Source organism: Paenarthrobacter sp. NPDC089322, assembly GCF_040684895.1.
Lineage (GTDB): Bacteria > Actinomycetota > Actinomycetes > Actinomycetales > Micrococcaceae > Arthrobacter.
Genome location: NZ_JBFBGW010000001.1, coordinates 370950 through 392147 on the forward strand (window position 1 = coordinate 370950; position 21198 = coordinate 392147).

The 21198-nt window shown below is 61.1% G+C and carries 23 protein-coding genes; 9 read left to right on the forward strand and 14 right to left on the reverse strand.

Annotation, left to right across the window (positions count from 1 at the left end):
- Position 1: 1 nt before the first annotated feature.
- From AB0N65_RS01735 to AB0N65_RS01765, 7 genes are all read right to left on the reverse strand, one after another.
- Complete coding sequence (locus AB0N65_RS01735; RefSeq protein ID WP_364157011.1) at positions 2 to 643, reverse strand: DNA alkylation repair protein; 642 nt, start codon at positions 641 to 643, stop codon at positions 2 to 4.
- A gap of 114 nt (positions 644 to 757) precedes the next feature.
- The gene (locus AB0N65_RS01740; protein ID WP_364156820.1) at positions 758 to 1369 is read right to left on the reverse strand and encodes a hypothetical protein; all 612 of its coding nucleotides are present in this window, start codon (positions 1367 to 1369) and stop codon (positions 758 to 760) included.
- Complete coding sequence (locus AB0N65_RS01745; RefSeq protein WP_364157014.1) at positions 1366 to 1968, reverse strand: hypothetical protein; 603 nt, start codon at positions 1966 to 1968, stop codon at positions 1366 to 1368. Before AB0N65_RS01745 ends, AB0N65_RS01740 begins: the two co-directional genes overlap by 4 nt.
- 86 nt (positions 1969 to 2054) lie before the next feature.
- Positions 2055 to 2435, reverse strand: coding sequence for a hypothetical protein (locus AB0N65_RS01750; protein WP_364156822.1), 381 nt, complete (start codon positions 2433 to 2435; stop codon positions 2055 to 2057).
- Positions 2432 to 2623 carry a hypothetical protein gene (locus AB0N65_RS01755; RefSeq protein ID WP_364156825.1) on the reverse strand — a complete coding sequence of 64 codons (192 nt, stop codon included), beginning with the start codon at positions 2621 to 2623 and terminating at the stop codon, positions 2432 to 2434. Before AB0N65_RS01755 ends, AB0N65_RS01750 begins: the two co-directional genes overlap by 4 nt.
- Positions 2620 to 3066 (reverse strand): Asp23/Gls24 family envelope stress response protein, encoded by a 447-nt coding sequence (locus AB0N65_RS01760; RefSeq protein WP_364156828.1) that lies wholly within the window; start codon positions 3064 to 3066, stop codon positions 2620 to 2622. Before AB0N65_RS01760 ends, AB0N65_RS01755 begins: the two co-directional genes overlap by 4 nt.
- Positions 3067 to 3145: 79 nt before the next feature.
- Positions 3146 to 3724: a hypothetical protein gene (locus tag AB0N65_RS01765; protein WP_364156831.1), complete on the reverse strand. Its 579-nt coding sequence runs from the start codon at positions 3722 to 3724 to the stop codon at positions 3146 to 3148.
- A 215-nt stretch (positions 3725 to 3939) separates the two neighbouring features.
- Here AB0N65_RS01765 and AB0N65_RS01770 point away from each other — a divergent pair, with 215 nt between their 5' ends.
- From AB0N65_RS01770 to AB0N65_RS01785, 4 genes are all read left to right on the forward strand, one after another.
- Positions 3940 to 4647, forward strand: coding sequence for a DUF6318 family protein (locus AB0N65_RS01770; RefSeq protein WP_364157016.1), 708 nt, complete (start codon positions 3940 to 3942; stop codon positions 4645 to 4647).
- Between the two features lie 880 nt (positions 4648 to 5527).
- Positions 5528 to 5725 (forward strand): LLM class flavin-dependent oxidoreductase, encoded by a 198-nt coding sequence (locus AB0N65_RS01775; RefSeq protein ID WP_364156834.1) that lies wholly within the window; start codon positions 5528 to 5530, stop codon positions 5723 to 5725.
- Positions 5706 to 7037, forward strand: coding sequence for an isochorismatase family protein (locus AB0N65_RS01780; RefSeq protein WP_364156837.1), 1332 nt, complete (start codon positions 5706 to 5708; stop codon positions 7035 to 7037). Before AB0N65_RS01775 ends, AB0N65_RS01780 begins: the two co-directional genes overlap by 20 nt.
- Before the next feature lie 440 nt (positions 7038 to 7477).
- Positions 7478 to 7606, forward strand: a complete 129-nt coding sequence (locus tag AB0N65_RS01785; RefSeq protein ID WP_364156840.1) for a hypothetical protein — start codon at positions 7478 to 7480, stop codon at positions 7604 to 7606.
- On the opposite strand, the gene AB0N65_RS01790 is transcribed toward AB0N65_RS01785, so the two are convergent.
- Entirely contained in the window at positions 7557 to 8477 is a 921-nt protein-coding gene (locus AB0N65_RS01790; RefSeq protein ID WP_364156843.1) for a LysR family transcriptional regulator, read from the reverse strand. The two genes, AB0N65_RS01785 and AB0N65_RS01790, sit on opposite strands and share 50 nt — an antisense overlap.
- 132 nt (positions 8478 to 8609) lie before the next feature.
- Here AB0N65_RS01790 and AB0N65_RS01795 point away from each other — a divergent pair, with 132 nt between their 5' ends.
- Positions 8610 to 9311, forward strand: coding sequence for a type 1 glutamine amidotransferase domain-containing protein (locus tag AB0N65_RS01795; protein WP_364156845.1), 702 nt, complete (start codon positions 8610 to 8612; stop codon positions 9309 to 9311).
- A 195-nt stretch (positions 9312 to 9506) separates the two neighbouring features.
- Positions 9507 to 11285: a GAF domain-containing protein gene (locus tag AB0N65_RS01800; protein ID WP_364156848.1), complete on the forward strand. Its 1779-nt coding sequence runs from the start codon at positions 9507 to 9509 to the stop codon at positions 11283 to 11285.
- A 24-nt stretch (positions 11286 to 11309) separates the two neighbouring features.
- Here the strand turns inward: AB0N65_RS01800 and AB0N65_RS01805 are convergent, their stop codons facing one another.
- Positions 11310 to 11756 (reverse strand): MarR family transcriptional regulator, encoded by a 447-nt coding sequence (locus AB0N65_RS01805; protein WP_364156850.1) that lies wholly within the window; start codon positions 11754 to 11756, stop codon positions 11310 to 11312.
- 143 nt (positions 11757 to 11899) lie between these two features.
- Here AB0N65_RS01805 and AB0N65_RS01810 point away from each other — a divergent pair, with 143 nt between their 5' ends.
- Positions 11900 to 13123: an MFS transporter gene (locus AB0N65_RS01810; protein ID WP_364156853.1), complete on the forward strand. Its 1224-nt coding sequence runs from the start codon at positions 11900 to 11902 to the stop codon at positions 13121 to 13123.
- Between the two features lie 24 nt (positions 13124 to 13147).
- Positions 13148 to 14113 (forward strand): LLM class oxidoreductase, encoded by a 966-nt coding sequence (locus AB0N65_RS01815; RefSeq protein ID WP_364156856.1) that lies wholly within the window; start codon positions 13148 to 13150, stop codon positions 14111 to 14113.
- On the opposite strand, the gene AB0N65_RS01820 is transcribed toward AB0N65_RS01815, so the two are convergent.
- A complete protein-coding gene (locus AB0N65_RS01820) occupies positions 14110 to 14904 on the reverse strand; it encodes an SDR family oxidoreductase (RefSeq protein ID WP_364156859.1) in 795 nt (264 codons plus the stop codon). The genes AB0N65_RS01815 and AB0N65_RS01820 overlap by 4 nt on opposite strands.
- Before the next feature lie 141 nt (positions 14905 to 15045).
- Here AB0N65_RS01820 and AB0N65_RS01825 point away from each other — a divergent pair, with 141 nt between their 5' ends.
- A complete protein-coding gene (locus tag AB0N65_RS01825; RefSeq protein ID WP_364156861.1) occupies positions 15046 to 15831 on the forward strand; it encodes an SDR family oxidoreductase in 786 nt (261 codons plus the stop codon).
- A 683-nt stretch (positions 15832 to 16514) separates the two neighbouring features.
- On the opposite strand, the gene AB0N65_RS01830 is transcribed toward AB0N65_RS01825, so the two are convergent.
- From AB0N65_RS01830 to AB0N65_RS01845, 4 genes are all read right to left on the reverse strand, one after another.
- A complete protein-coding gene (locus tag AB0N65_RS01830; RefSeq protein ID WP_286176767.1) occupies positions 16515 to 17393 on the reverse strand; it encodes an ABC transporter permease in 879 nt (292 codons plus the stop codon).
- 192 nt (positions 17394 to 17585) lie between these two features.
- Entirely contained in the window at positions 17586 to 19115 is a 1530-nt protein-coding gene (locus AB0N65_RS01835) for a sugar ABC transporter ATP-binding protein (RefSeq protein WP_364156865.1), read from the reverse strand.
- Between the two features lie 46 nt (positions 19116 to 19161).
- Positions 19162 to 20196 (reverse strand): substrate-binding domain-containing protein, encoded by a 1035-nt coding sequence (locus AB0N65_RS01840; RefSeq protein WP_364156867.1) that lies wholly within the window; start codon positions 20194 to 20196, stop codon positions 19162 to 19164.
- A 224-nt stretch (positions 20197 to 20420) separates the two neighbouring features.
- Positions 20421 to 21197: an SDR family oxidoreductase gene (locus AB0N65_RS01845; protein WP_364156870.1), complete on the reverse strand. Its 777-nt coding sequence runs from the start codon at positions 21195 to 21197 to the stop codon at positions 20421 to 20423.
- Between the last annotated feature and the right edge of the window lies 1 nt (position 21198).

Sequence of the window (21198 nt, forward strand, 5' to 3'; positions counted from 1 at the left end):
ACTACGACTTCCGGCGTCGCACCATCTCGTTGATCCAGGTGGGCGCGAAAGGAGACGTGCAGTTGGGCGGAGTGGGGTAATCCTTGAGAACTTCGAGCCGCTCGCCAATGTCCAGCGCCCTGGCCCGAAACTCCGGATACTCAATTCCGATCTGTGCCAGGCAATGGTTCATCGCCCACTGCAGGCGTTCCGGAGCATCCTTCATCTCCGCCTCGATGATGTCCAGCAGTCCTTCGAGGTCCAGCCCTGCCGGGTCTTTGACAACCCGCTCAGAGGTCAGCGCCCACCCTGCACTGGCGACCACGGGATCGGGGTCGGCAAACCACGCAACACGCAGGTCTTCGGCGTGGGGGCTTTTCTTCACGACGTAGTTCACGAGCCAGTCGTGAACTTTGGGCGTCCGTGCCCCGCGCAGCATGGCGTCCAGTTCATCGCGCTCAAATGCCTTCGGACGGCACACCAGCAACGCCAGCAATTTGGCCGCAGTATCGCCCGTTTCCCAAAGTTCCCGTGAGAGTTCCTGCTGGGTCTTCAAGCGTTTGGCCACAGCGCGCAACTTACCCAGGTTTACCCCGTGGTCGTCACCATGCTTTTCGTTGACCTCGCGGACTTTGGGTTCCTCCAACGTGGCCAGCTCGGCCATCACCTCTGCAAGCGTTGTCCCCGCCACTGTTGTCCCTGCCGCTGTTGTCCCTGCCACGGGAGCCTCCTGTCCACCGAGCGGGCGCCCATCCCGGGGGCTCCCTCATTCCCTGAATCAGCGCACCCGCTCGGCCCGCGTCAGTTTCGCGCGGGCTCCCGAGACCATGTGGACCAACACGGGGGTCTTCTTGCCAATGACCAAGTCCAAGGCTTCCACCAGGCGCGACACCTCGGCCGCCAACAAATGCGGGGCCACGCCTTGGCGCGGCTGGATGCGCACCCGCAAGCACGGCTGTCCCTGGACCTCGTACGTGGCCACCGATGCGCCTGCAAGGTCCGTCCGGTCCGCCAATGCAGCACGGAGCGCCTGCTCGGCTACGCCCCCACCGATCTGAACCTCACCGGCCACATGGCTCTCGTCGTCGCTTGCCACAAGCAGGTTGGCCCTGCCTTTGCCCTGCTGTGAAAGCCACGCAACCATGCCCACGATGACGGCCAGCAAAACAACACCGGCCACGATCCACAGCCAGCTTTCCTCGCGCCCCGGGAAACGCGTTTGCCTGAAGGCATCCTCAGCGCGAGCCCAAGCGGAGGCGGCCCAACCATGCCACCACGTGGCAACGGCCGGAACAGTCGCCAGCAATAGGAGCAGCAGGCCAACCGCCAGGAGCTTCACGCCAATGATGAATAGCAACACCCTGTTAAGCGCCCGTGGCGTTCCGTTCATGCCCCGATCACCCCCGACGACGCCAAGTTGACGCGAACAGCGGGCATCGGCACAGGCGACATTTCCTCAAGCTCGGCCTGCACCGCCACCAAGACGGCTTCTTCACTGACCCTGCTCCCGGATGTGGGCCGCACATTGACCACAACAAGCTGCTGCGAGACAACCACCATGACCTGTTCCTGCGTCACGTTCGCCGCGGTTCGCGCTCGACGTGCCAGCGCAGAGGCCAGGACTTCATCGTCAACCACGACGGCGGTGCGCGGGTCCCGTAGCAAATGGCGGGCCCGCCTGCCGGGCAGCACCGCATGAAGGAAGAAGAACAAGCCAACCATGGCGATGACGGCACCGCTGGCGCCCAACAACAGCGGTGAAATTCCGGACGGGAGTGCGATGATCCGCTCAGCCGCCGTCCCGGGATCGATAAGCCACGGTGGTTGACCGATGGCACGGACCACCGACTCCAGCAAGGCGTACACGCAAAGGATGATGACCAGTACGGCCGCGATGCCGGCTGCCCCGGCCCGGGATGAATGGGTTTCCCTGCGCAGGATGCGGCTCATGGCAGGATCTTCGCCGGCCACCGGAGCGGCACCGCCCAGGGACCCCGGGTCGAGTGGGCTCGCGCCGCTTGGTCCTGCATCGGGGCGCACGCTCAACGGTTCCGTGCTCGCTTCCTGATCGTGTGTCACTTGACGCGGCCTCCTTCCGTGACGTGGGCCCCGCTGATCCTGATGTCCACCCTGCTGAGTTGCGACCCGCTAAGGCGCGTAACGCTGTCCAGTACGAAAGCCTTCGCCGCTACGGCGCGGTCCCAGATGGAGCCACCAAAACCTTGTATGCGCTGTGGATTTCGGAGCACCTCACCCAAGGCGGGGACGCTGATGGGTGCGACGATCGACAAAGCCAGCAGGCCGTCGTCGTCCGACCAATCCGCACGGATATCCCCCGGAGCGACGCCGAGTGCCTCGGCGGCTGCGGCCTGGGCCAAGGTTGTCAAAGCCTGGGTACTGATCCGGTTGTGGCCGGCCAGGCTGGTGGTGGGTTCCACAGCCTCAGCCACGCTCATGAGGAAGAGCGCCGGCCCGTAATGGCGTCGAGGACGCTGCGAAGGTCCAGTTTGCCGTCCGCCGCTCGGCCGAGGAGGGCTCCGATGCCCATGAACAGCAGCGAGACGAGGAAGCCCCAGAGGCCGAATTGGAAGGACATGAACGCCACGAACGCGCCGATTGCGATACCCACCACGGTCATGCTCACTGGAGCGCCTCCTTTTCCACGTGGACCGTCTTGACGCCTGCCGGCTTGGGCGGCGGGGCGACGTAGACATCCGTGATCTCGATATTGACCTCGATGACCTGGAGCCCGACGAGTTCCTGGACAGCCCTGTATACAGCAGCCCGCACTTGGTTGGCGACTCCGTGCAGGGGATGCCCGTAGAGAGCCACGAGGTTGATGTCCACTGCCACCTGCGTTTCGCCGACCTCGGCGCGGACACCTGCTGCGTGGTCCGAACTGCCGACAGCATCCCGAATGGCACCCAGCGCCCGGGAAGGACCCGAGCCCAGGGAGTAGACACCCGGGACCGTGCGGGCAGCGATACCGGCAACTTTGGCGACGGCAGCCTCGGAGATGATGGTGCGTCCGGTACCGGGGACCTCGCCCTCAGGAACAGGATCGATCTGCAAGCTTTGTTCTGACATCGAGCACTCCCCTTCTCTTGACTACCACCCTAGCGCTTGGCTCTGACGCTTTGGGAGACGAGGGATTGCGCGGCGCAGACTACTTGCAGTTCTTGTCCATCCAGTCCTGGATGGGCTTCATAAGCTCCTCGAATTCCGGATCCCCGTACTTGCTGAAGTCGGTGCCTGCCTCTTCCGTGAAGGCCCGCAGCTTCTCGAAGCTCGGCTTCAACTCTTCCGGGACCTTGCCCTGCAGCTGGGACAACTCCTGTTTCGCCTTTTCGATGTCCTCAGGGTTGCCGCCCACCAACGCCGCAAGCGGGAGGATGGTCACGCTCAACATGGTGGCGCTCACGGACAGGCAGGCCTCGGACAACGACGTGAACTCGCCATAAGGGCCGGCGTTGCCCGACGTTGCGTCGGGGATTGCCGTGGGTTCGGGACTCGCGCTGTCCTCTGCCGTGACTTCGGCAGAGGGTTCCGCGCTGGGCTCCTGGGCGTTCGAGGCCGAAGCTTTAGGCGTGGGCTGCGCTACCGGAAGGGGAAACGAACATGCGCTCAGCGACAATGCGGCTACAAGCGCGGCGCCCACGTGCAGGCGGCTGCGCGTGCGGCTGGTCTTTGTTTCCTCGTTGTCCGTTTTCTTCTGAGCCGTGCCCGGGCGTGCGATCGTGACCATGTTTCCCCCAATGGATGTGTGTGCGAAGACCAACCGGCGAGGAAAGAATACGCCCGCAGGCCTGCCCTGGATAGAGCCCGGGTTATCCACAGGCTCGAATCGTCGACAAGCCAACTGCGTCCTCCCCCATCTAGACTTGCCGACACTACGCCAAAACAGCCGCTGGGGAGCCTGTCATGCCACGCCTTTCGTTTGCCTCTTTTCCGTCCGCCCGCATGCGAGGTTTCGCCGTTGGAGTGGCCGCTTTACTCGTTTTGAGCGGCTGCCAGGGCGGCGGCTGGCAGGGTGGCACACCTTCCGGTACGGCCACTGAAACAGGCTCGACGACGGCGTCCCCCACTCTAAGCGCGACCGGCACCCCGGTTCCCGTTTCCTCTGCTTCGGCGGTGTACAAGCCGGCAGACGCGAACGGCAAGGCGGAAAATGTGCCGGTGCCCGTGATGCCGGAGTTGGCGAAAGAGAACTCGAAGGAGGGGCTGGAGGCGTTCATACGGTATTGGTATGCGCAACTGTCCTATAGCTATGAGACTGGCTACACGGAATCGTTGCGGTCAATCTTCAGCCCCACCTGCGCCCTGTGCCGCGCGCTCACCGAGGGAATCCAGAATGGATGGGCAGTGGAGCAACTATCCAGAGATGGCCTTGGGCGCAGTCGCGTTCCGTCCAGTTTTCACCTGGCGAGTTCGGAAGACCGAGCCCGCCCCCGATCTGAAACCCGGATCCTGAACGTGCCACCACCTTCTTATCCGCATCTACAACTTCGAAGGCCTTCGAATCGCCTTGAATTGTATAACCCTTGGGCCAGACGAGAGTGTAAACCGTGGACTTGTCGGCTCCCTGACGCGCCTGGACGCACCCTTTGTCATCGATGGTCAACGTGCCGGAAAAGTTCGCATCCATGGCACCGTTCTGGGGTGCGTTGATCGTGACGAGGCGTAAGGATTGCGACGCGGAAGGGGATGGGGACAGCTCTTGGATGGGTGCGGAGCATGCACCTGCCGACGCCGCGAGGCCCATCAGCGATCCAATAACGATAGGCGTTGACCATCGTGTCTTCACGATCGGACTTTACCGCTCTCGTGCCCTGCATGGGGCCAGGAGAGGACGCATATGGCCCCATCCGAACGACGGGAGTACCGTCAATCTGACATGGGACGAGATCGCTGGGTCAGCGAACGTCCGCTGGCTTAACGGTGACGAAGTGCGGCTTGCTCTTGAGCGGGAGACCGCATCGAAGATCTCCGTGCGTAACGAGGATGGACGCATAGAGTTCCGAGTGTGGTCCCGCTGTGAGGGACTGGGCGGTCTATTGACCGTTCAGGTCGGCGAGCACGTGGCGGTGCACGATACGCTTCTGCGTACATAGCGGCAGCCAGTCTGCCCTGACTAGTACGAGCTTGGACCATCTCTGCGACGACGGGATAGGCAGCAGGACTCTAGTGTCTATCATTTGCTCGATGGCGCGAGGCTCTTGTGAAAAGTCCTAATTCCGGGACCAGTGGACTATCGATCGATATCTTCCCTGGAATGGGATCAGTCCGGACGTACATCTGGCGGAAGGCGTGCCATGGTAAGCAAAGACGAAGTCATCCGTAAGTTACTCGTATCAGGTCTAGCCGACTGGGTTTCATTGCATAACGTCGTGTGGTGGGGCACTGGAGGCGCGATTACCCCAGGTACGAAGCAGTTGGTTCTGGATGTCCTTCACTCCGTTTATTCGGAGGGGTTTTTGGTGCCTGGAGAGCTTGGGGAGACGGGCTTTGAGGATTGGGCGCCTCCCTCCGCCTTGGCGCCGGAGGGGTTATGCTGCCCAACCACTCCCCGTTGCTGATCGCCGAGCAGTTCGGGATGCTGGAGGCTCTCGCCCCTGGCCGGATCGATCTTGGGCTGGGACGGGCCCCCGGTACCGATGGGGCGACTGCTGCGGCTCTGCGCCGGGGGCGGGGATGCCAACGACAGATTCCCCCAGCAGGTGCACGAGTTGCTCGGGTTCCTGAATGACGACGTCCCTCCCGGGCACACCTACCGGCGTGTCCACGCGGTTCCCGGCCCTTGGCAGGCAAGAGAAAACCGGGTACCTGAACCCTCGACCTTCCCGGAGGTGTGGGTGCTGGGTTCCTCTCCGTACTCAGCACAACTGGCCGTGCGGCTCGGCAGGCCGTATGCGTTCGCGTTGCAGTTCGGCGACGCTGACATCGACACGGCCATGCGTCTCTACCGTGAGAACTTCCAGCCCTCCGCTGTGCTGGCCGAGCCGCACACCCTCGTCAGCGTGCCTGCGGCGATCGGCGACGACCCGTTCGAGGCCAAACGGCAGGCGGCAACGTCGGCCATGGCGATGCTTCGCATGTTCAAAAACGAAGGCTGCCTGCTCCTCCCCCCCGACGAGGTTGAGGCCTACCAAACGACACTTCAGCGGCGGCAGATCCTCGACGCCTACACCAGCCGCAGTTTCCATGGCACCGCAGCCACTGTCGCCGACCGTCTCGAAGCCCTGCACCAGCGCACGGGCGTTGACGAGGTGATGCTCGTCGTCGGCGGCCACTCACCAACCCTAGACCAACACGGGATCACCCTGATCGCCGATCACTACCAACTCCCGTACCTGAACGCACCTCTGCCCGCAATAGCGCCATTTCAACACTCCGACGTTCACAACACACCCCTTGAAGGAGAACCCCATGACCGCCCCCCCCACCGAGCCCTAATCGTCATTGACGCTCAACAGGAATACTTCGACGGACTGCTTCCGATCCAGTACCCGGACCGTGACCAATCCATCACCAGCATCCAGACTGCGATCAAGGCCGCAGAGCAGACCGGAACGCCGGTCGTGGTCGTCCAGCATGAACTCCCGGCAGAAGCCCCTGTGTTCGCAGCCGGATCAGCGACTTGGCAGAACCACCCCCAGGTGGCCGTCCACGAGAACGCGGCAGCGAGGCTCATCAACAAGCAGTACTCCACCATCTTCGCCGACACCGATCTCGAGGCCTGGTTGCGTGAGCAGGGCATCGACACGATCACCCTGGCCGGCTACATGACAAACAACTGTGTGGTCGCCTCCGCCGCGGCAGCCGAGCCTCTTGGATTCACCGTCGAAGTCCTCAGCGACGCGACCGGAGCAATCGACCTCGCCAACGACGCCGGCACCGCGTCCGCACGCCAAGTCCACGAGACCCTTATGGCACTGATGCACTCGAACTGGGCAGCCGTCACCGACACCGCGACCTGGACCGCAGCACTGCGCACGGGCACAACACCGACCAAGAGTGACCTCATCACCTCCGCCGCACAGGGCCGAAACACCCGATAGAAAGTACCGCGACGGTGGCCATCATGCACTCAGCATGCCTGGACTATCCATCTTGACCTAGGACCGGCAGCACACCGATCACTCAATGGGCACTGAGCCCCGGAGATCCAGACGCGGGCGATCTGCCAGCTGCTGGCGCGCGGCCGCGCCCGTCCCGCTCCTGGGACTGGTACCCTACTGGGGCACTCACCCCTGATCCCGGCCGGGTTAGAGCGCCGACCTCAGGGGTTAGTTTTACAGCCGGCGTACACACTCCCCCTGTGTGTCCTCCGTTGGTCACTGTCAAACTCGTACGCCTAGTCAGGCGCTATGGGCAGGGGGCCGAACCTCGAAGGGGTATACCCCCACCCCCTTGCTGGCATCTGCGATCGAGGCTTGCTGCTCTCCATCTTGCGCGGTGCAGTTGGAGCGGCAATCGCAATGGAGGACATGGACTCGGCGTGGCGCTGGTACAGAAGATATCCGAGGCGCATGGCGGGCAACTTACTATCGCACCCAACCGAGATGGTGGCCTGACTGTCACGGCTTTGTTGGACTCTTACCAGAGGTCTGACTTAGGCGCTCGATAGCGGATGCGAGGGAGCGTAACGGATGGCTGCGGTTAAGGTCGCCGGTTCGGGTGGCCAGATACACGGTGTTCAGCGGCGCAAACTCGGGGGTGTGCAAGGCCACGAGTTTACCCGCGGCTATATCTTCTTCCACTAAATAGCTGGGCAACACAGACATTCCCGCACCAGCCAGAATGGCCGCGCGCACTCCGCGAAGATCCGGAACGATGCAGTTGCTCCTGAGATCATCAGGACGTCTCTGGAAGACGGTCCGCCAGTAACGGCGAACGATCGGCAGGTTCTCGGCGTAGGCAACCACAGGAATCCTTGCCAGTTCAGCCTCCACTGGCTCGTCACCCGGGAGGCTGGTTTGCCAGGACGGCGCTGCCACCAGTACAAAGTCTTCGTCGAAGAGGGGCGATGCCGTAACCCCCTGGACCCGGGGACGGACTGCGCTGACCACCATGTCCAGGTGGCCGGCGCGCAACTGCTCAAGCAAGTCGTCAACCAGGCCAAAGCGAATCCTTAGCCTGACTCCAATGCCTTGGGTGAGCTCCGGGGTTCCCGGCAAAAGCATGGCCGTGACGAACTCTGCCGGACCGCCTAAGTGAAGAGACTCATCTGCTCCTGAAACGTTGTACACAAAGGCGAGATCGTCCAAGGCGTCGATGTGCGGGCCAACGTCACGCGCCAATTCGTCGGCTTTAGGAGTCGGGGTGACGCCCGCCGGGCTCCGCTCAAAGAGCCGCAAGCCAAGATTCAGTTCCAAGGAGTGGACGTGCGTGGAGGCTGTTGGCTGCGAAATGCCCAGCATTCTTGCGGCTTCGGTCAGGGACCCCACACGGTAAACCGTGAGGAAGGTCCGTAAGTGTTCCATGTTGTGAGTGGCCATCGGTGCAATCCTCGCATGGGCACCCCCCCAAAGAATTCCTATGGGGGCCACAGCATTCTCTATGCCAACGCGGCAGTCGCGAGGAGCACCATCGAATAGCGACCCGCTTTACCTTCTCCCGAAAGGAACCTCATGTCCCGCATTCTTATGGTTGTTTCAGCAGCCGATTCCCTGGAACTCGCTGACGGCACCCTCCACCCCACGGGCGTCTGGGCCGAGGAACTCGTAGTTGCCCATAAAGCCCTCAAAGCCTCGGGCGCAGCCATCACCATCGCCAGCCCGGGCGGAAAGAAGCCAACGGTGGACTCTGGCTCGTTGAACCCGGACATCGTGGGCGACAAGGAAAAGGTTGAGGAGTTCAAGCAGTACATCGGGGAAATAGCAGACGAACTCGAAACTCCCTACTCCCTGGACTCCGTCAATGTGGCCGAATTCGACGCCGTCGTCCTGCCGGGCGGGCACGGTCCCATGGCCGATCTTGCCACGGACGCCGAGCTCGGTGCCTTGCTCGTAGCGGCGGACCATAGCGGAAAAATCATCGCTCCCTTCTGCCACGGCCCTGCGGGCTTGCTCAGCGCCACCGCCCCGGACGGCAGCTTCGCTTTCGCCGGCCGTCAGCTGACGGTGTTCACGGACGAGGAAGAGCTCACGGGCGGCACCGGCGAGAAGACCCCTTGGCTGGTGGCCACCACGCTCGCCGAGCGGGGCGCGATCGTAAAGTCAGGCCCTGCGTGGAGCAGCTACGTGGTCCGCGACGGCAACCTCATCAGCGGTCAGAACCCGCAGTCCAGCGAGGCTGTAGCGGCCGCCGTCGTCTCCGCACTCGCCGAGTAGGTTCGGCCACTAAGAACCGCCAACGACAGCGACCCGACCGGACCGCTGTTAACCGCGGCGCGGTGGCGTCGCCGTCGTTTAGCTCTATCCTCCCAACCCAACAATGGCAATACTGAGACTGTGAAAGAGCGGTCAGATCGAGCGGCCGAACGCCTCCGGAACTGGCTGAAGGCGCTCGGATCCATAGGTTCTGCAGTGAACCAGGGAGTATCCGTTGACGAGCTTCTGACCATGGTCGCCAAAACCGCCAGCGAATTGATGAGTTACGATTTTTCCTCGGTGACAGTCCCCGATGCCACAGGTACGGTCCTGCAGATCCGAGGTTCCTACGGCCTCTCCGATGAGTACATCCGGGACGTCAACTCACTCCACCCGATCCGCTTGCGAGGCACGTCCTTGCGCTCCCCGTCCAGCCAGGCCTTTGCTACGGGCATCCCCATCCAAATCCAGGATGCCGGCACCGATCCGTCCCTTGGCCCATGGGCCGCGGCAGCGCTGGAGCAAGGCTACACGTCGATGATCGCTATCCCGCTCAACGCCCCGGGTGGCACCTTGGGGATCCTCAATTGCTTCACACGGCGGGCCCATCATTTCGACCCGGAGGAAGTTTCACTGCTGGCGGTCCTGGCAGACCAAGCTGCAATCGCCATCAACACCGCCCGACTTCGTGCCGATCAAACCAGCACCATTGTTAAGCTGAATGCGCTGAATCAGACGTTGGAGGAACAATACGAGCTCCAACGGCAAGTGGCCGAAGTTCACCAGCGGCTTACGTCCTTGGCTCTCAGCGGAGGTGGCTTGGATGACATAGGAACGGCGCTTTCAGAGCTGCTTTCACGCGCCGTGGTGATCCGAAGCGGCCACGAAACGGTGATGTGCGGATCCGCGTTTAAGTCGGACATGCAGTTGGAAGCGCTGATGAAAGAGGCAACTCAAGACGTTCGACATCCCGTAAAAGCCGGCACAGGCCTCACCAACGTCACGTTGCGCCTCGGTGATGGGTCACGAGCCTCTGCCATTCGTGCTGCCGTAGTGGTCAAGGAAGAAGTCGTAGCCTGGATATGGACCATCGGCAGCGTAGAAGAATTCACCCCGTTGGACCTGAGAGCGATCGAGCACGCGGCCACAGTTGTTGCCTTGGAACTCCTCAGCGCCCGGAGCGCCGCCGAAGTGGCTTGGCACCAGGCGGGGGAAATCCTCAGGGAGATCCTTACCACCCGGGGTCCGCTGCCGGCCTCACTCATCACACGGGCTGCGCGGATGGGGCACAATCTATCCCAATCGCATGCCCTAATCCTTTGGTCTGGCATCCCGGAGAACACCACTGGCCTGCAGGATCGGCTCGCTGGCGCGGTTCACCGCCTGGTGGAGTACACCCGTCCCCAACCGTTGATGGGCTTTCACCATGATTTTGTTGTCACGCTGTGGCCTTTAGGGGACAGCCCAGTGGAGTCCGTCCGCCCCGTCGCAGAAAGTCTGCGCCTCGTCCTGAGGGATGGCGGTGAGGGAATCGATGCTTCCCTTTCGGTACTTACGGGACCGCTATCCGGCCCGCAGGGTTACCTCGAGGCGTTCTCTGTGGTCATGGGCGCGGCCCACCTGGCCCGGCTCAGAGGAATCGGCGGGCGAACCCTGCTGGTGTCCGATTTGGGGACGGCGGGGCTATTGCTTCAGGTGCCGGACTCCTCCAAGGTCCGGTCCTTTTGCGAGGAAGTCCTGGGGCCTTTACGCCGGCATGACTCGTCCCGACGGACAACCCTGCTTCAGACGCTCAGGACCTTGATGCGGAACAACCTGGACGAGGGCGTGACAGCCGCACAGCTATCACTGGACATAGATGCGATTGCGAGGGACCGACGGTTGGTCGAGAAACTCCTGGGTAGGGAGCTGACGAATGTGGCCACCCTGACGCATCTCGCCGCCGCTTTGGAGCTGGAGGATGTTCTTACCGCGCGTGATGCAGGGGCACACTAAACCTGGTCCCACGAGAGTCGCTGGTCACATGAAGGATGCTTGCGGCAAAGTGCGCACCAGGGGTGCCAGTTCAGCAATTCCTTCGGCCTCCGCTAGTGCCTGTTCCAGGGCGCCGTCATGCACGGGCCGCGCTGAAGCAAGCAATTCGCTCCCTTCGCTTGTGAGCTCCGTGTAGATACCGCGCCTGTCATCGGCACAGAGGATCCGCCGCAGTAGTCCGCGCTGCTCAAGCCTGTTCACCAGGCGCGTCGTTGCGCTGGGAGAGAGAGCCGTGGCCCGCGCCAGCTGCTGCATGCGCATGTGCCATCCGTTTTGCCGGTCCAAAGCGTCTAGGACGGTGTACTCAACCACGGACAGGTCCGCCGTAGTTTGGAGTGCTTGTTCAAGCGCTCCTTCAATCAGCCCATGGAGGGCAGTCAACGTTCTCCAGCCTTGGGCGCGCACTTCTACGGCGTCGTCTTTGATGCTCATGGTTGTTCCTTTCGAGGCGGCGTGACACCGAATTAGAGATAGTTGCTTGCGCGCTATATTTTCGTATGCAATGATTTATACAGCGCCTGCAACTAACAGCTTACGCGCACTATCCTCTTCCGTACAGTTAAAAGGAGAACGTCATGCCCATTGGGCTCATAGCCTTAGCCTTAGGTGGCTTCGGAATCGGACTCACGGAGTTCGTCATCATGGGACTTCTCCCTGAGGTCGCCGCTGATTTCGCGGTCAGCGAGGCGACAGCCGGCTGGCTGATCTCGGGTTACGCCCTCGCCGTAGTGGTGGGCGCATTACTGCTGACGCTGGCGATGTCGCGCATGGACAGGAAAACGGCCCTTGCCATACTCCTGGGTGTCTTCATCGTAGGAAACGTCCTATCGGCATTCGCTCCGGACTATTGGACCATGATGGCGGGCCGGATCATTGCCGCGTTGGCACACGGAGCGTTCTTTGGCATCGGTTCCGTCGTCGCAGCAGGCATGGTGGACGGCACCAAGAAGGCCGCTGCCATTGCCATCATGTTTACCGGCCTCACCGCCGCCAACGTCCTGGGAGTGCCGTTCGGCACCATGCTGGGACAAGCAGCAGGCTGGCGCTCCACTTTCTGGGCCATCAGCGTGATCGGCATCTTGGCACTCGTGGGAATCCTTTCCCTGGTCCCCCGCCAAAAGGACGCCGACTCCACTGAGTCCACGAGCCTTCGCAGCGAACTCAGGGCGTTCAAGTCGGGGCAGGTTTGGCTGTCCATTGCCGTCACCATCCTGGGATACGGCGGAATGTTTGGAGCCTTTACCTACATCGCCTTCACGCTGACCGAGGTTTCGCACTTCCCGGCCGCCACCGTCCCCTGGTTGCTGATCCTCTTCGGCGTGGGACTCTTCGTGGGAAACGCACTCGGAGGAAAGGCAGCCGACCGAAACGTCGACCGGACCTTGCTGGTGATACTTTCCGTGCTGTTTGTGGTCCTGGTGGCGTTTGCCCTGACCGCGGACAACCAGCCTCTTGCCATCGTGTCCTTGGTACTCATGGGCGGCTTCGGCTTTGCTACCGTCCCAGGTCTGCAAATGCGCGTCATGGCCTATGCCAAGAGTGCCCCCACCCTGGCATCCGGGGCAAACATAGGCGCATTCAACGTGGGTAACGCTTTGGGAGCCTGGCTGGGCGGCGTCACCATCACTGCGGGCCTCGGCTACACCTCCCCTATTTGGGCAGGTGCGGGGGTCACACTACTTGGGCTCATCGTCATGGTGTTCGCTGCAAAAGCCGCCCGACGCGCCGCCCAGCGAGTGGCACAATCACCCGCAGAACAGCAACCAACTGAGCAGCAACTCGCGGGATCCCAACTCTAGCCCTCCCCGGATCGAGAGATGATAATGACCTTGGAAACAGCCCCCTTTCCTGCTCGTTCGCCCGCCCTTAATGCCCTCTGCCGGAACGGTTCCGGCTTGAGTATCGGCGTCGAGTTCCCCCTGGACAACGACTTTGCCAGGCATGGTCGACCAGGGTCGTCCGAACAGTTCGGCATTCCGGACCTGACCCACCAGCGCCGCAGGGCCGAATTGGCGGATCGGCTGGGCTTTAAGGCCCTATGGCTGCGCGATGTTCCCCTGTGGGTTCCAGCCTTTGGTGACGCCGGTCAGGTGTTTGACCCGTTCCCTTACCTGGGATACCTGGCCGGGGTCACGGATTCGATCCTGCTGGGAACAGCCGCAGTGGTCTTGCCTCTGCGCAATCCGCTCCACGTAGCCAAAATGGCTGCCTCCATTGATCAGTTGTCCGGAGGCCGCCTCATACTCGGGGTTGCCTCAGGCGACCGGCCCAACGAATATCCGGCGTTCGACGCCGATTTCGACTCCCGCGGGGAGCGGTTCCGTTCGTCAGTCAACGCCATCCGGACGGCTTGGCGGGAGAGTTTGGGACCGAAGGACACCGTGAAGGTCCTCCCCCCGCCCGCCCAGGACCCCATTCCGTTGGTAGCAGTGGGACGCGCGCAACAAACCACTGACTGGATCGCCTCCACCATGGACGGCTACATGACCTACCACCGCACCGGGCCACTGATGCAACCAGTCGTGAACCGGTGGAACCACGCAGTCCCGGACGGCCAGCACAAGCCCTTGCTGACAACCATGCTGCTTGACTTGGTCGAAGATCCCTGGGCGCCGTCCGAACCGATCCGATTTGGCGCCCGGCTGGGTCGCAACTCCCTTGCCCGGTACCTCGAGGAGCTGGAGGAGTCCGGCGTCGGGCATGTGGCGCTGAATTTCAGACCCAGCCAGCGCCCCGTCGAAGACGCCTTGGAGGAGGTTGCGAAGCACGTCCTGCCGGCTTTTTCCTAAGGGAAGATCGAGTCGACATATCCGCCATCTACCCTCAAAGCGCCTCCCGTGGTGGCCGAGGCCTGGGTCGAGCTGAGGTAAACCACCATGTTGGCAATCTCCAGCGGGTCGATGAGCCGTTTGATCAGGGAGGCAGAACGCTCGGTGGACATGAATTTGTCCTCGACATCTTCCCATGGCAACTCCGAGCCAAACTTCTCTCTGATGAAGCGGACGGCGCCATCGGTCTTGGTGGGCCCTGCAATCACCGAGTTGACCGTGACGCCGGAGCCCGCGGCAACCTTGGCATAGCCCCTGGCCGCGGCCACCAGGGCAGTTTTGGAAACGCCATAATGCAGCATGTCATGCGGCACGGAGATGGCTGCATCGCTAGCGAGGTAGAGAACCCTCCCCCATTTTTGGCGCATCATGCGTGGCAGGAGTGCCCGCGTCAGCCGAACAGCGGAAAGGAGATTGACGTCCAGGTACTCTTGCCAGTCCTCGTCCGTAATATCCAAAGCATCCTTCGACTCGTAGATACCGAGGTTGTTCACCAGGATGTCCACTCCTCCTACCTCGCTGGCGAGCGCCGCAACCCCTTGCTTGGTGCCAAGGTCCCCAGCTACGGTCCTGGGCTTGCGGACATCAGCGGTGGCCGAGATGTCGGCAGCGGCGCTGTCCAGCGAATCCTGGCTGCGACCGCTGAGCACCACCGTCGCTCCCGCCTTGGTGAGCTCCTTGGCGATGGCCAAGCCAATACCTTGGGAAGAGCCTGTAACCAAAGCGGTCTTACCGGTGAGATCTATCTTCATGGTGAATGGAATCCCTTCGAAACGGCTGTCGAGTGAAGTACTCTATTTTCTATGCTACGGACAATCTGTCCGCAATACGATAGATACATCAATGATTTCTTTGGCGTTCAGGCGCTTGGCTTGATGAAAGTGGAGTAGGAAATGGATCAGAATCGATTCCTGGGAAAAACAGTCATGGTCACGGGCGCTGGGTCTGGGTTAGGCGCTGCCGTATTCAAGAGGTTCCTCCTTGAAGGAGCAAACGTAATCGGCGTGGACCTCAGCGCAGAATCAATGGAGCGGTTCCGTGAGCGGAACTCCGTCCTGTCCGGTCAAATGACGCTCAAAGTTGGCGACGTCGGTGACTCCGATGCTATCGAAGCAATCATCAATGACAGCGTGGAAGAACTAGGGGCGTTGGATGTCTTGGTCAACAACGCTGGGATAGCTCCGACCGGGCCCGCAGCGGCTACATCTAACGAACTTTGGCGGTCCGTCATGAAGGTCAACGTGGATGGTTTGTTTTACGCAACACGGGCTGCGCTCCCGCACCTGATTCGGTCCCAAGGCAACATTGTCAATACCGCAAGCGTCTCCGGCATTGGCGCGGACTACAACTATGCCGCCTACGACGCCTCGAAGGGTGCTGTCATTAACTTCACGCGCAGCGTGGCGGTCGATTACGCCCAACGGGGTGTGCGCTGCAACGCCGTGGCACCCGGGCCAGTCCTTACGCCCTTGCTGCAGAAGAACCTCGACTCCATGGAGGGGCTGAAGGAGGCATTCGGACGCTCCATCCCCCTGGGCCGCATAGCGGCATCCGAAGAAATAGCACCGGTCTTTACCTTCTTGGCCTCGTCTGATGCCTCCTATGTCAACGGGCACATCCTCACAGCAGATGGTGGTGTGACGGCCTGGAACGGCCAGCCCAATCCCAACGATCTATAGACATGACCGCGTCTCCCGGAATCGCATCGGTTACTCCGAGACGGTTCCGGGTGACCTGACGCAAGGCATCAAGGTCCGGCGACGCGCGTGGGCACGCGGTTAGACTCTCTCTCTCGGTATATTCGACTGGTTGCTGGGGAAACCTGTCCGAACATCAGCTTGGCACGTCAACAGGGTCTCCACCGGACGGAAGCGCAGAGCGCGGGCCAATCTCTGGAAGTACTCAAACGGAACGGATCTCAAGCGTTATCGCTGGTTGTTCGTGCTCGCGGCTGTTCTGATCGCCGCACTTCGAGGGCTCATGGCCTGGGATGCTAACGAAGACTGAATGCTCGGCCTTGCCTTACGAGTGGTCGTCATTTCGGGACTTCCCGTAATCAACGTGGTTCTCATCCAACGTCTCTGGAGACATCGCTTTCGAGCCTCAAGCGGACGTGAAATCTGGACCGACTTTTCGATTGGCCTGATCGGACTGCCTAGCTCCATCCCACTGCTGGTTGTGGGCTTGGAAGGGAAGCTTCGCGTGGTCTGATTCGTGGATACCGGCGTTGTTGCTAGTCGTGGCGACGATTCACCCGCGATTCGCCCTCGCAGCAAGTAATGCCCCCTGCGCCCTGTCCGGGTGTAGGAACGAAAAGCTCCCTGCGCAATGCGCGCAGGGAGCTTCGCTGGTTCAACGTGCGTCAGGTCCGCTTAAGCGGGAGATTGCCGCGGTCGCTGATCACGGCCAGCACAATGACCACTCCAATCACCACAGGCTGGAGATTCGGCGATACGTTCAACAGTGTCAGCCCGTTATTGAGGACTCCGATGATGAGCAGCCCTATGAAGGTACTGAACATCGAGCCAACACCGCCTGACAGGCTGGCACCACCGATGACTACCGCCGCGATTACGCTCAGGAGATCTGAAGCACTGCCCGCGGTTGGCTGCGCCGAATCCAGCCGGGCTCCCACCGCCAGCCCCGCCAAGGCGGCCAGGAAGCCGGCAATGACATAGACGCGCGCTTGGGCCAGCCTTACGCTGATACCCGAAAGGCGTGCGACTTCTTCATTGCCACCAATGGCATAGAGCTGTCTTCCGGAGGGTCGATACCGCAACCAAAGCGCTGCGAGGACAAAGACCAGCAGCATCAGATACACCTGCAGCGGTATTCCGAGCATGCGGGTCCGCGACAGGCCGAGGAACCAATCAGGGAAGCCGATGACAGGGTTTCCGTTGGTGATGTACAAAGCAAGCCCCGCCCCGGCGAACATGGTTGCCAGCGTGGCGATAAATGGCTGAACGTGCCCGAAAGTCACCAAGAGTCCGTTCACCAGGCCAATGAAAGCCCCCAAAATGAGCCCGCAGACCATCGCGAGCCAAAAGGGCAAGCCAATTTCCTTGTAAAGGAACGCAGTGGCCATGAACGACAATGCCATGGTGGAGCCCACGGAAAGGTCAATACCACCGAGGATAATGACCAAGGCAGCGCCTACTGCCATCATCCCGATGTACGAAACCTGGCTAAGGACGTTGATGAGGTTGTTCGGCGTCAGGAAGTAGGGCGAGAGCAGTGACATTGCAATGCAAATAACCACAAGCCCTACCACTGGGCCGGGAACATTCTTGGCGAGCTGTTTGATTCTGGTTTGCACTGACTCCTGGCCAATACTTGAGGCGGAATTCGCCCGGGCGCCTGGCTCGACTTTGGGGCCGACGGTGTTTGTAGAGGGCACGGTCTTATCTTTCTTTTTGTGAAGGGTGTGGGTGCGCTAGGGCACTGAGAGTTCCATGACCCGGTCCGGGAGGGCGTCCTCGCGGCTGAGGATTCCGCGCTGCTGCCCTCCCGCCATGACGAGTACACGGTGCGAGAGGCCGAGAACCTCTTCGAGCTCGGAAGAGACAACGATGATGGCTACCCCCGAAGCGGCCAGCTTGCGGACAATTTCATAGATGGCAGCCTTTGCACCGACATCCACGCCACGCGTGGGCTCGTCGAGGATGAGGACCTTTGGTTTCCGAACCAGCCACTTCGCCAAAAGGACTTTCTGCTGGTTTCCTCCAGAGAGGAATAGGACAGGAATGTCCAGGTTCCCCCGGATGTCCAACTCCTGGGCCTGTTCGCGCTCGACGCGCTTCACGGTCCTGTTGGACACGAATCCGCTGGGGGTCAGCGTCTTCTCCCACGGCAGGACCATGTTCTCTCCGCCGCTTCTGCCCAAGTTCAGTCCTTGGCCTTTGCGGTCCTCAGGAACCATAAAAATGCCTTGTCGAATGGCACTGGCAACGTTGCTGATCTTCGCGGCTTTGCCGTCGACGGTGATGGTGCCCGTGTCCGCACGGTCGGCGCCGGCAAGGGTCCTGACAACTTCGGTGCGGCCTGCTCCTACGAGGCCGGACATCCCAAGGATCTCCCCCTTGCGCACAGAGAAAGAGATATCGCTGAAGACTCCCTGACGAGCCAGGTTCTTGACCTCCAACACGACATCCGGCTCTGCCGGCTTCGGAGCTTCATGCGCGTAAACGAACTCGCGGCCCACCATGGCGCGGATCATCTGGTCCTTGCTGACATCGCCCCTCTCCCATGCCATGGCCCTGTGCCCATCACGAAGGCAAAGAATTTCGTCAGCAATAGCCGAAATTTCATCCAGTCGGTGGCTAATGTAAATGACGCCCGCACCCCGGTCACGAAGAACCCGGATTTGGTCGAGAACCTTTTCCGTTTCCTCCTGTCCCAAAGAAGCTGACGGTTCGTCGAAGATCACGTAGGACGGATCCCGTAGGATGGCCTTTGCGATCTCTATTTCCTGCTGCGCCGCCATCGAGAGCCCGGCAACCGCCTGGCGCGGGTTGATCTTGGCACCTAGGACGGCCAAGGCCGCCTCGGCCTGCTCAGCCATGGAAGCCGTGTCCACGCGGCCCCGTTTTTTCGGCCAGCGCCCCAGGAACATGTTTTCGGCAACGCTAAGCCGCGGGACCATCTTGATTTCCTGGTGAATAATGGCCACCCCGCTATTCAGCGCCGAAGCCGGGCCTGTAGGGGCGTAGGGAAGCCCATTCAGGAACATCTCTCCGGCATCCGGGGATTTGATGCCTGCCAGTATGGAGCTGAGGGTGGATTTGCCTGCGCCGTTTTCCCCGATGAATCCAAGAACCGTGCCTGCTCGCAGGGTGATGTCCACTCCATGCAGCACAGTGTTGCCGCCGTACTGTTTGGTGAGGCCAATGCCCTTGAGGGCTTTGGGCTCCTCGGTCAGCGATCCTCCGTTAAGATGGGCCGGTCCCGTGCTCAGGATTGACATGATTTCCTTCTTAGTTTGGTGGAGCTCCGGGCAGGCCGGACTTCTGCTATTTCGCGGGGCCGTAGTATCCGGCGGAACGGGCCTCTTCGAGGTTTTCCTTGGTGACCAGGACGGTGGGCTGCAGCTGTTCCTTCTCAATGGAGCCGGCCTCGCCGTTCATGGCTTTGATGGCAGTGCGGACGGCGAGCTCGCCCATTTGATACGGTTCCTGCGACATCGTGGCCAAAACCTGTCCGGACTCGATGGCGTCGTAAACCTGTGGGAATCCGTCCACGCTGACGATCTTGAGGTTGGAGCGGCCGGCCTGGGCTGCAGCCTTGGCCGCACCCAGGGCCATTCCATCGTTCTGGGCGAAGATTGCCTGCAGCTCAGGGTTGGCAGTCAGCACGTCCTGGGCCACGTTATAGGCCTTGTTCTCGTCCCAGTCAGCGTTGGTCGTGGAGACCACCTTGATGTCCGGATTCTTTTCCAAAATGCTTCCGCATCCCTTGGAACGCTCAATTTCAGTGGAGGACCCGAGAACACCCTTGATGATGGCGAGGTTGCCCTTGCCGCCCATCTGCTTGGCCAGGTAATCACACAACTCTGTGGACGCCTTGACGCTATCGCTGCCAATAAACGTGGTCACATCGCCTTGAGGGCGCTGGTCGATGGCAATGACGGGGATGTTGGCGCCCTTTGCCTCCGCCACTCCCGCTGCGCCGGCTGTTGCATCCTGCATGGCGAAGATGACTGCCCCGACCTGCTGGGTCACCAGGTTCTGCACCTGGTTGACCTGCTGCGACGAATTGCCGTTCGCATTGAGGACCACCAGCTCATAGCCCTCGTCAGCAGCGGCCTTCTTCATGCCGTCAACTGCTGCGACGTAGAAGAGGGAATGAAATTCAGGCATCGAAACACCGATTGTCTTCTTGCCCGTCCCGCCTGCATTGGCGGCGTTGTCCGCACTGCAACCAGTCAGAGCCAAAGCGGCTGTGGCAAGCATTGCCAAGGCGACGCCCAAGGGGCGGCGGGAACGCGGCTTCCTCCGCTGTCCAACGTGGACTGGTTCTGTTTGCGTTGTGCGGCTTGATTCGTTCATCACGATGGGCCTTACCTCTCTGTAAGAAAATCTCGAAGGGTGATGAGGGTTGGGGAGTGTGGCTTTTCGCAGTGTGGGGGTAGCGGGGTTTACCGCGGTGCCGGCGACAATGCCGGGAACCTGCGAAGCTATTTCCAGTCTGTGAGGACCGTCACGATAAGTCCAAGTCAAAGTTTCTTCGAACCTGATAACCCTGGGTTATCGATCCAATGAGCCAGAGGCGCTCACCAAGCGGTGAACCCTCCATCGACGACGAGGTCCGCACCCGTGCAAAAGCTGGCAGCAGGAGACAGGAGAAACAGTGCTGGCCCTGCCATTTCGAACGGATCTGCAGGGCGCCCCATCGGTGTGTTGCGGGTTACGGCCTCATCCAGGATGCTCGCCACTTCGGCGCGATCGTTCATGGGCGTTCGCGTAAAACCGGGAGAGATGGAGTTGACGCGTATGCCGTACCGCGCCCATTCGGTAGCCAACGACTTCGACAGTTGCGCAACAGCGGCCTTGGAACTGTTGTAGTGCGACTGCAGCATCTCTCGATGGGAAACAATTCCGGAGATGGAAGCCAAGTTGACGATTGCACCCCCTCCGTTCTCCCTCATGGCCCGGGATTGCGCCTGGCAGCTAAGGAAGACCCCGGTGACATTCACACGAAAGACGCGTTCGAACTGCTCAGCAGTCATATCCTCCGCTGGAACCGCATGCGCTATTCCCGCAGAGTTCACTGCCGTGGTCAGGGGGCCCAATGCGCCCTCTGCCCGACGCACGGCAGCCTCCATCTGCTCAGCGCTGGTCACGTCGGCCGCAATAAACTCGGCACTTCTTCCCTCTGCTTCGATTGCTTTCAGAGTTGCCGAAGCATCGCTGGAAGGCAGGTCAACCAGTGCCACATGACTGCCCATTTCGGCTAAGGCCATGGCTATGGCACTACCTATGCCGGACGCCCCACCGGTCACCATCGCGACGCCGTCGTCGAGTCTGAACGAGAGTTTGCCACGGCTCATG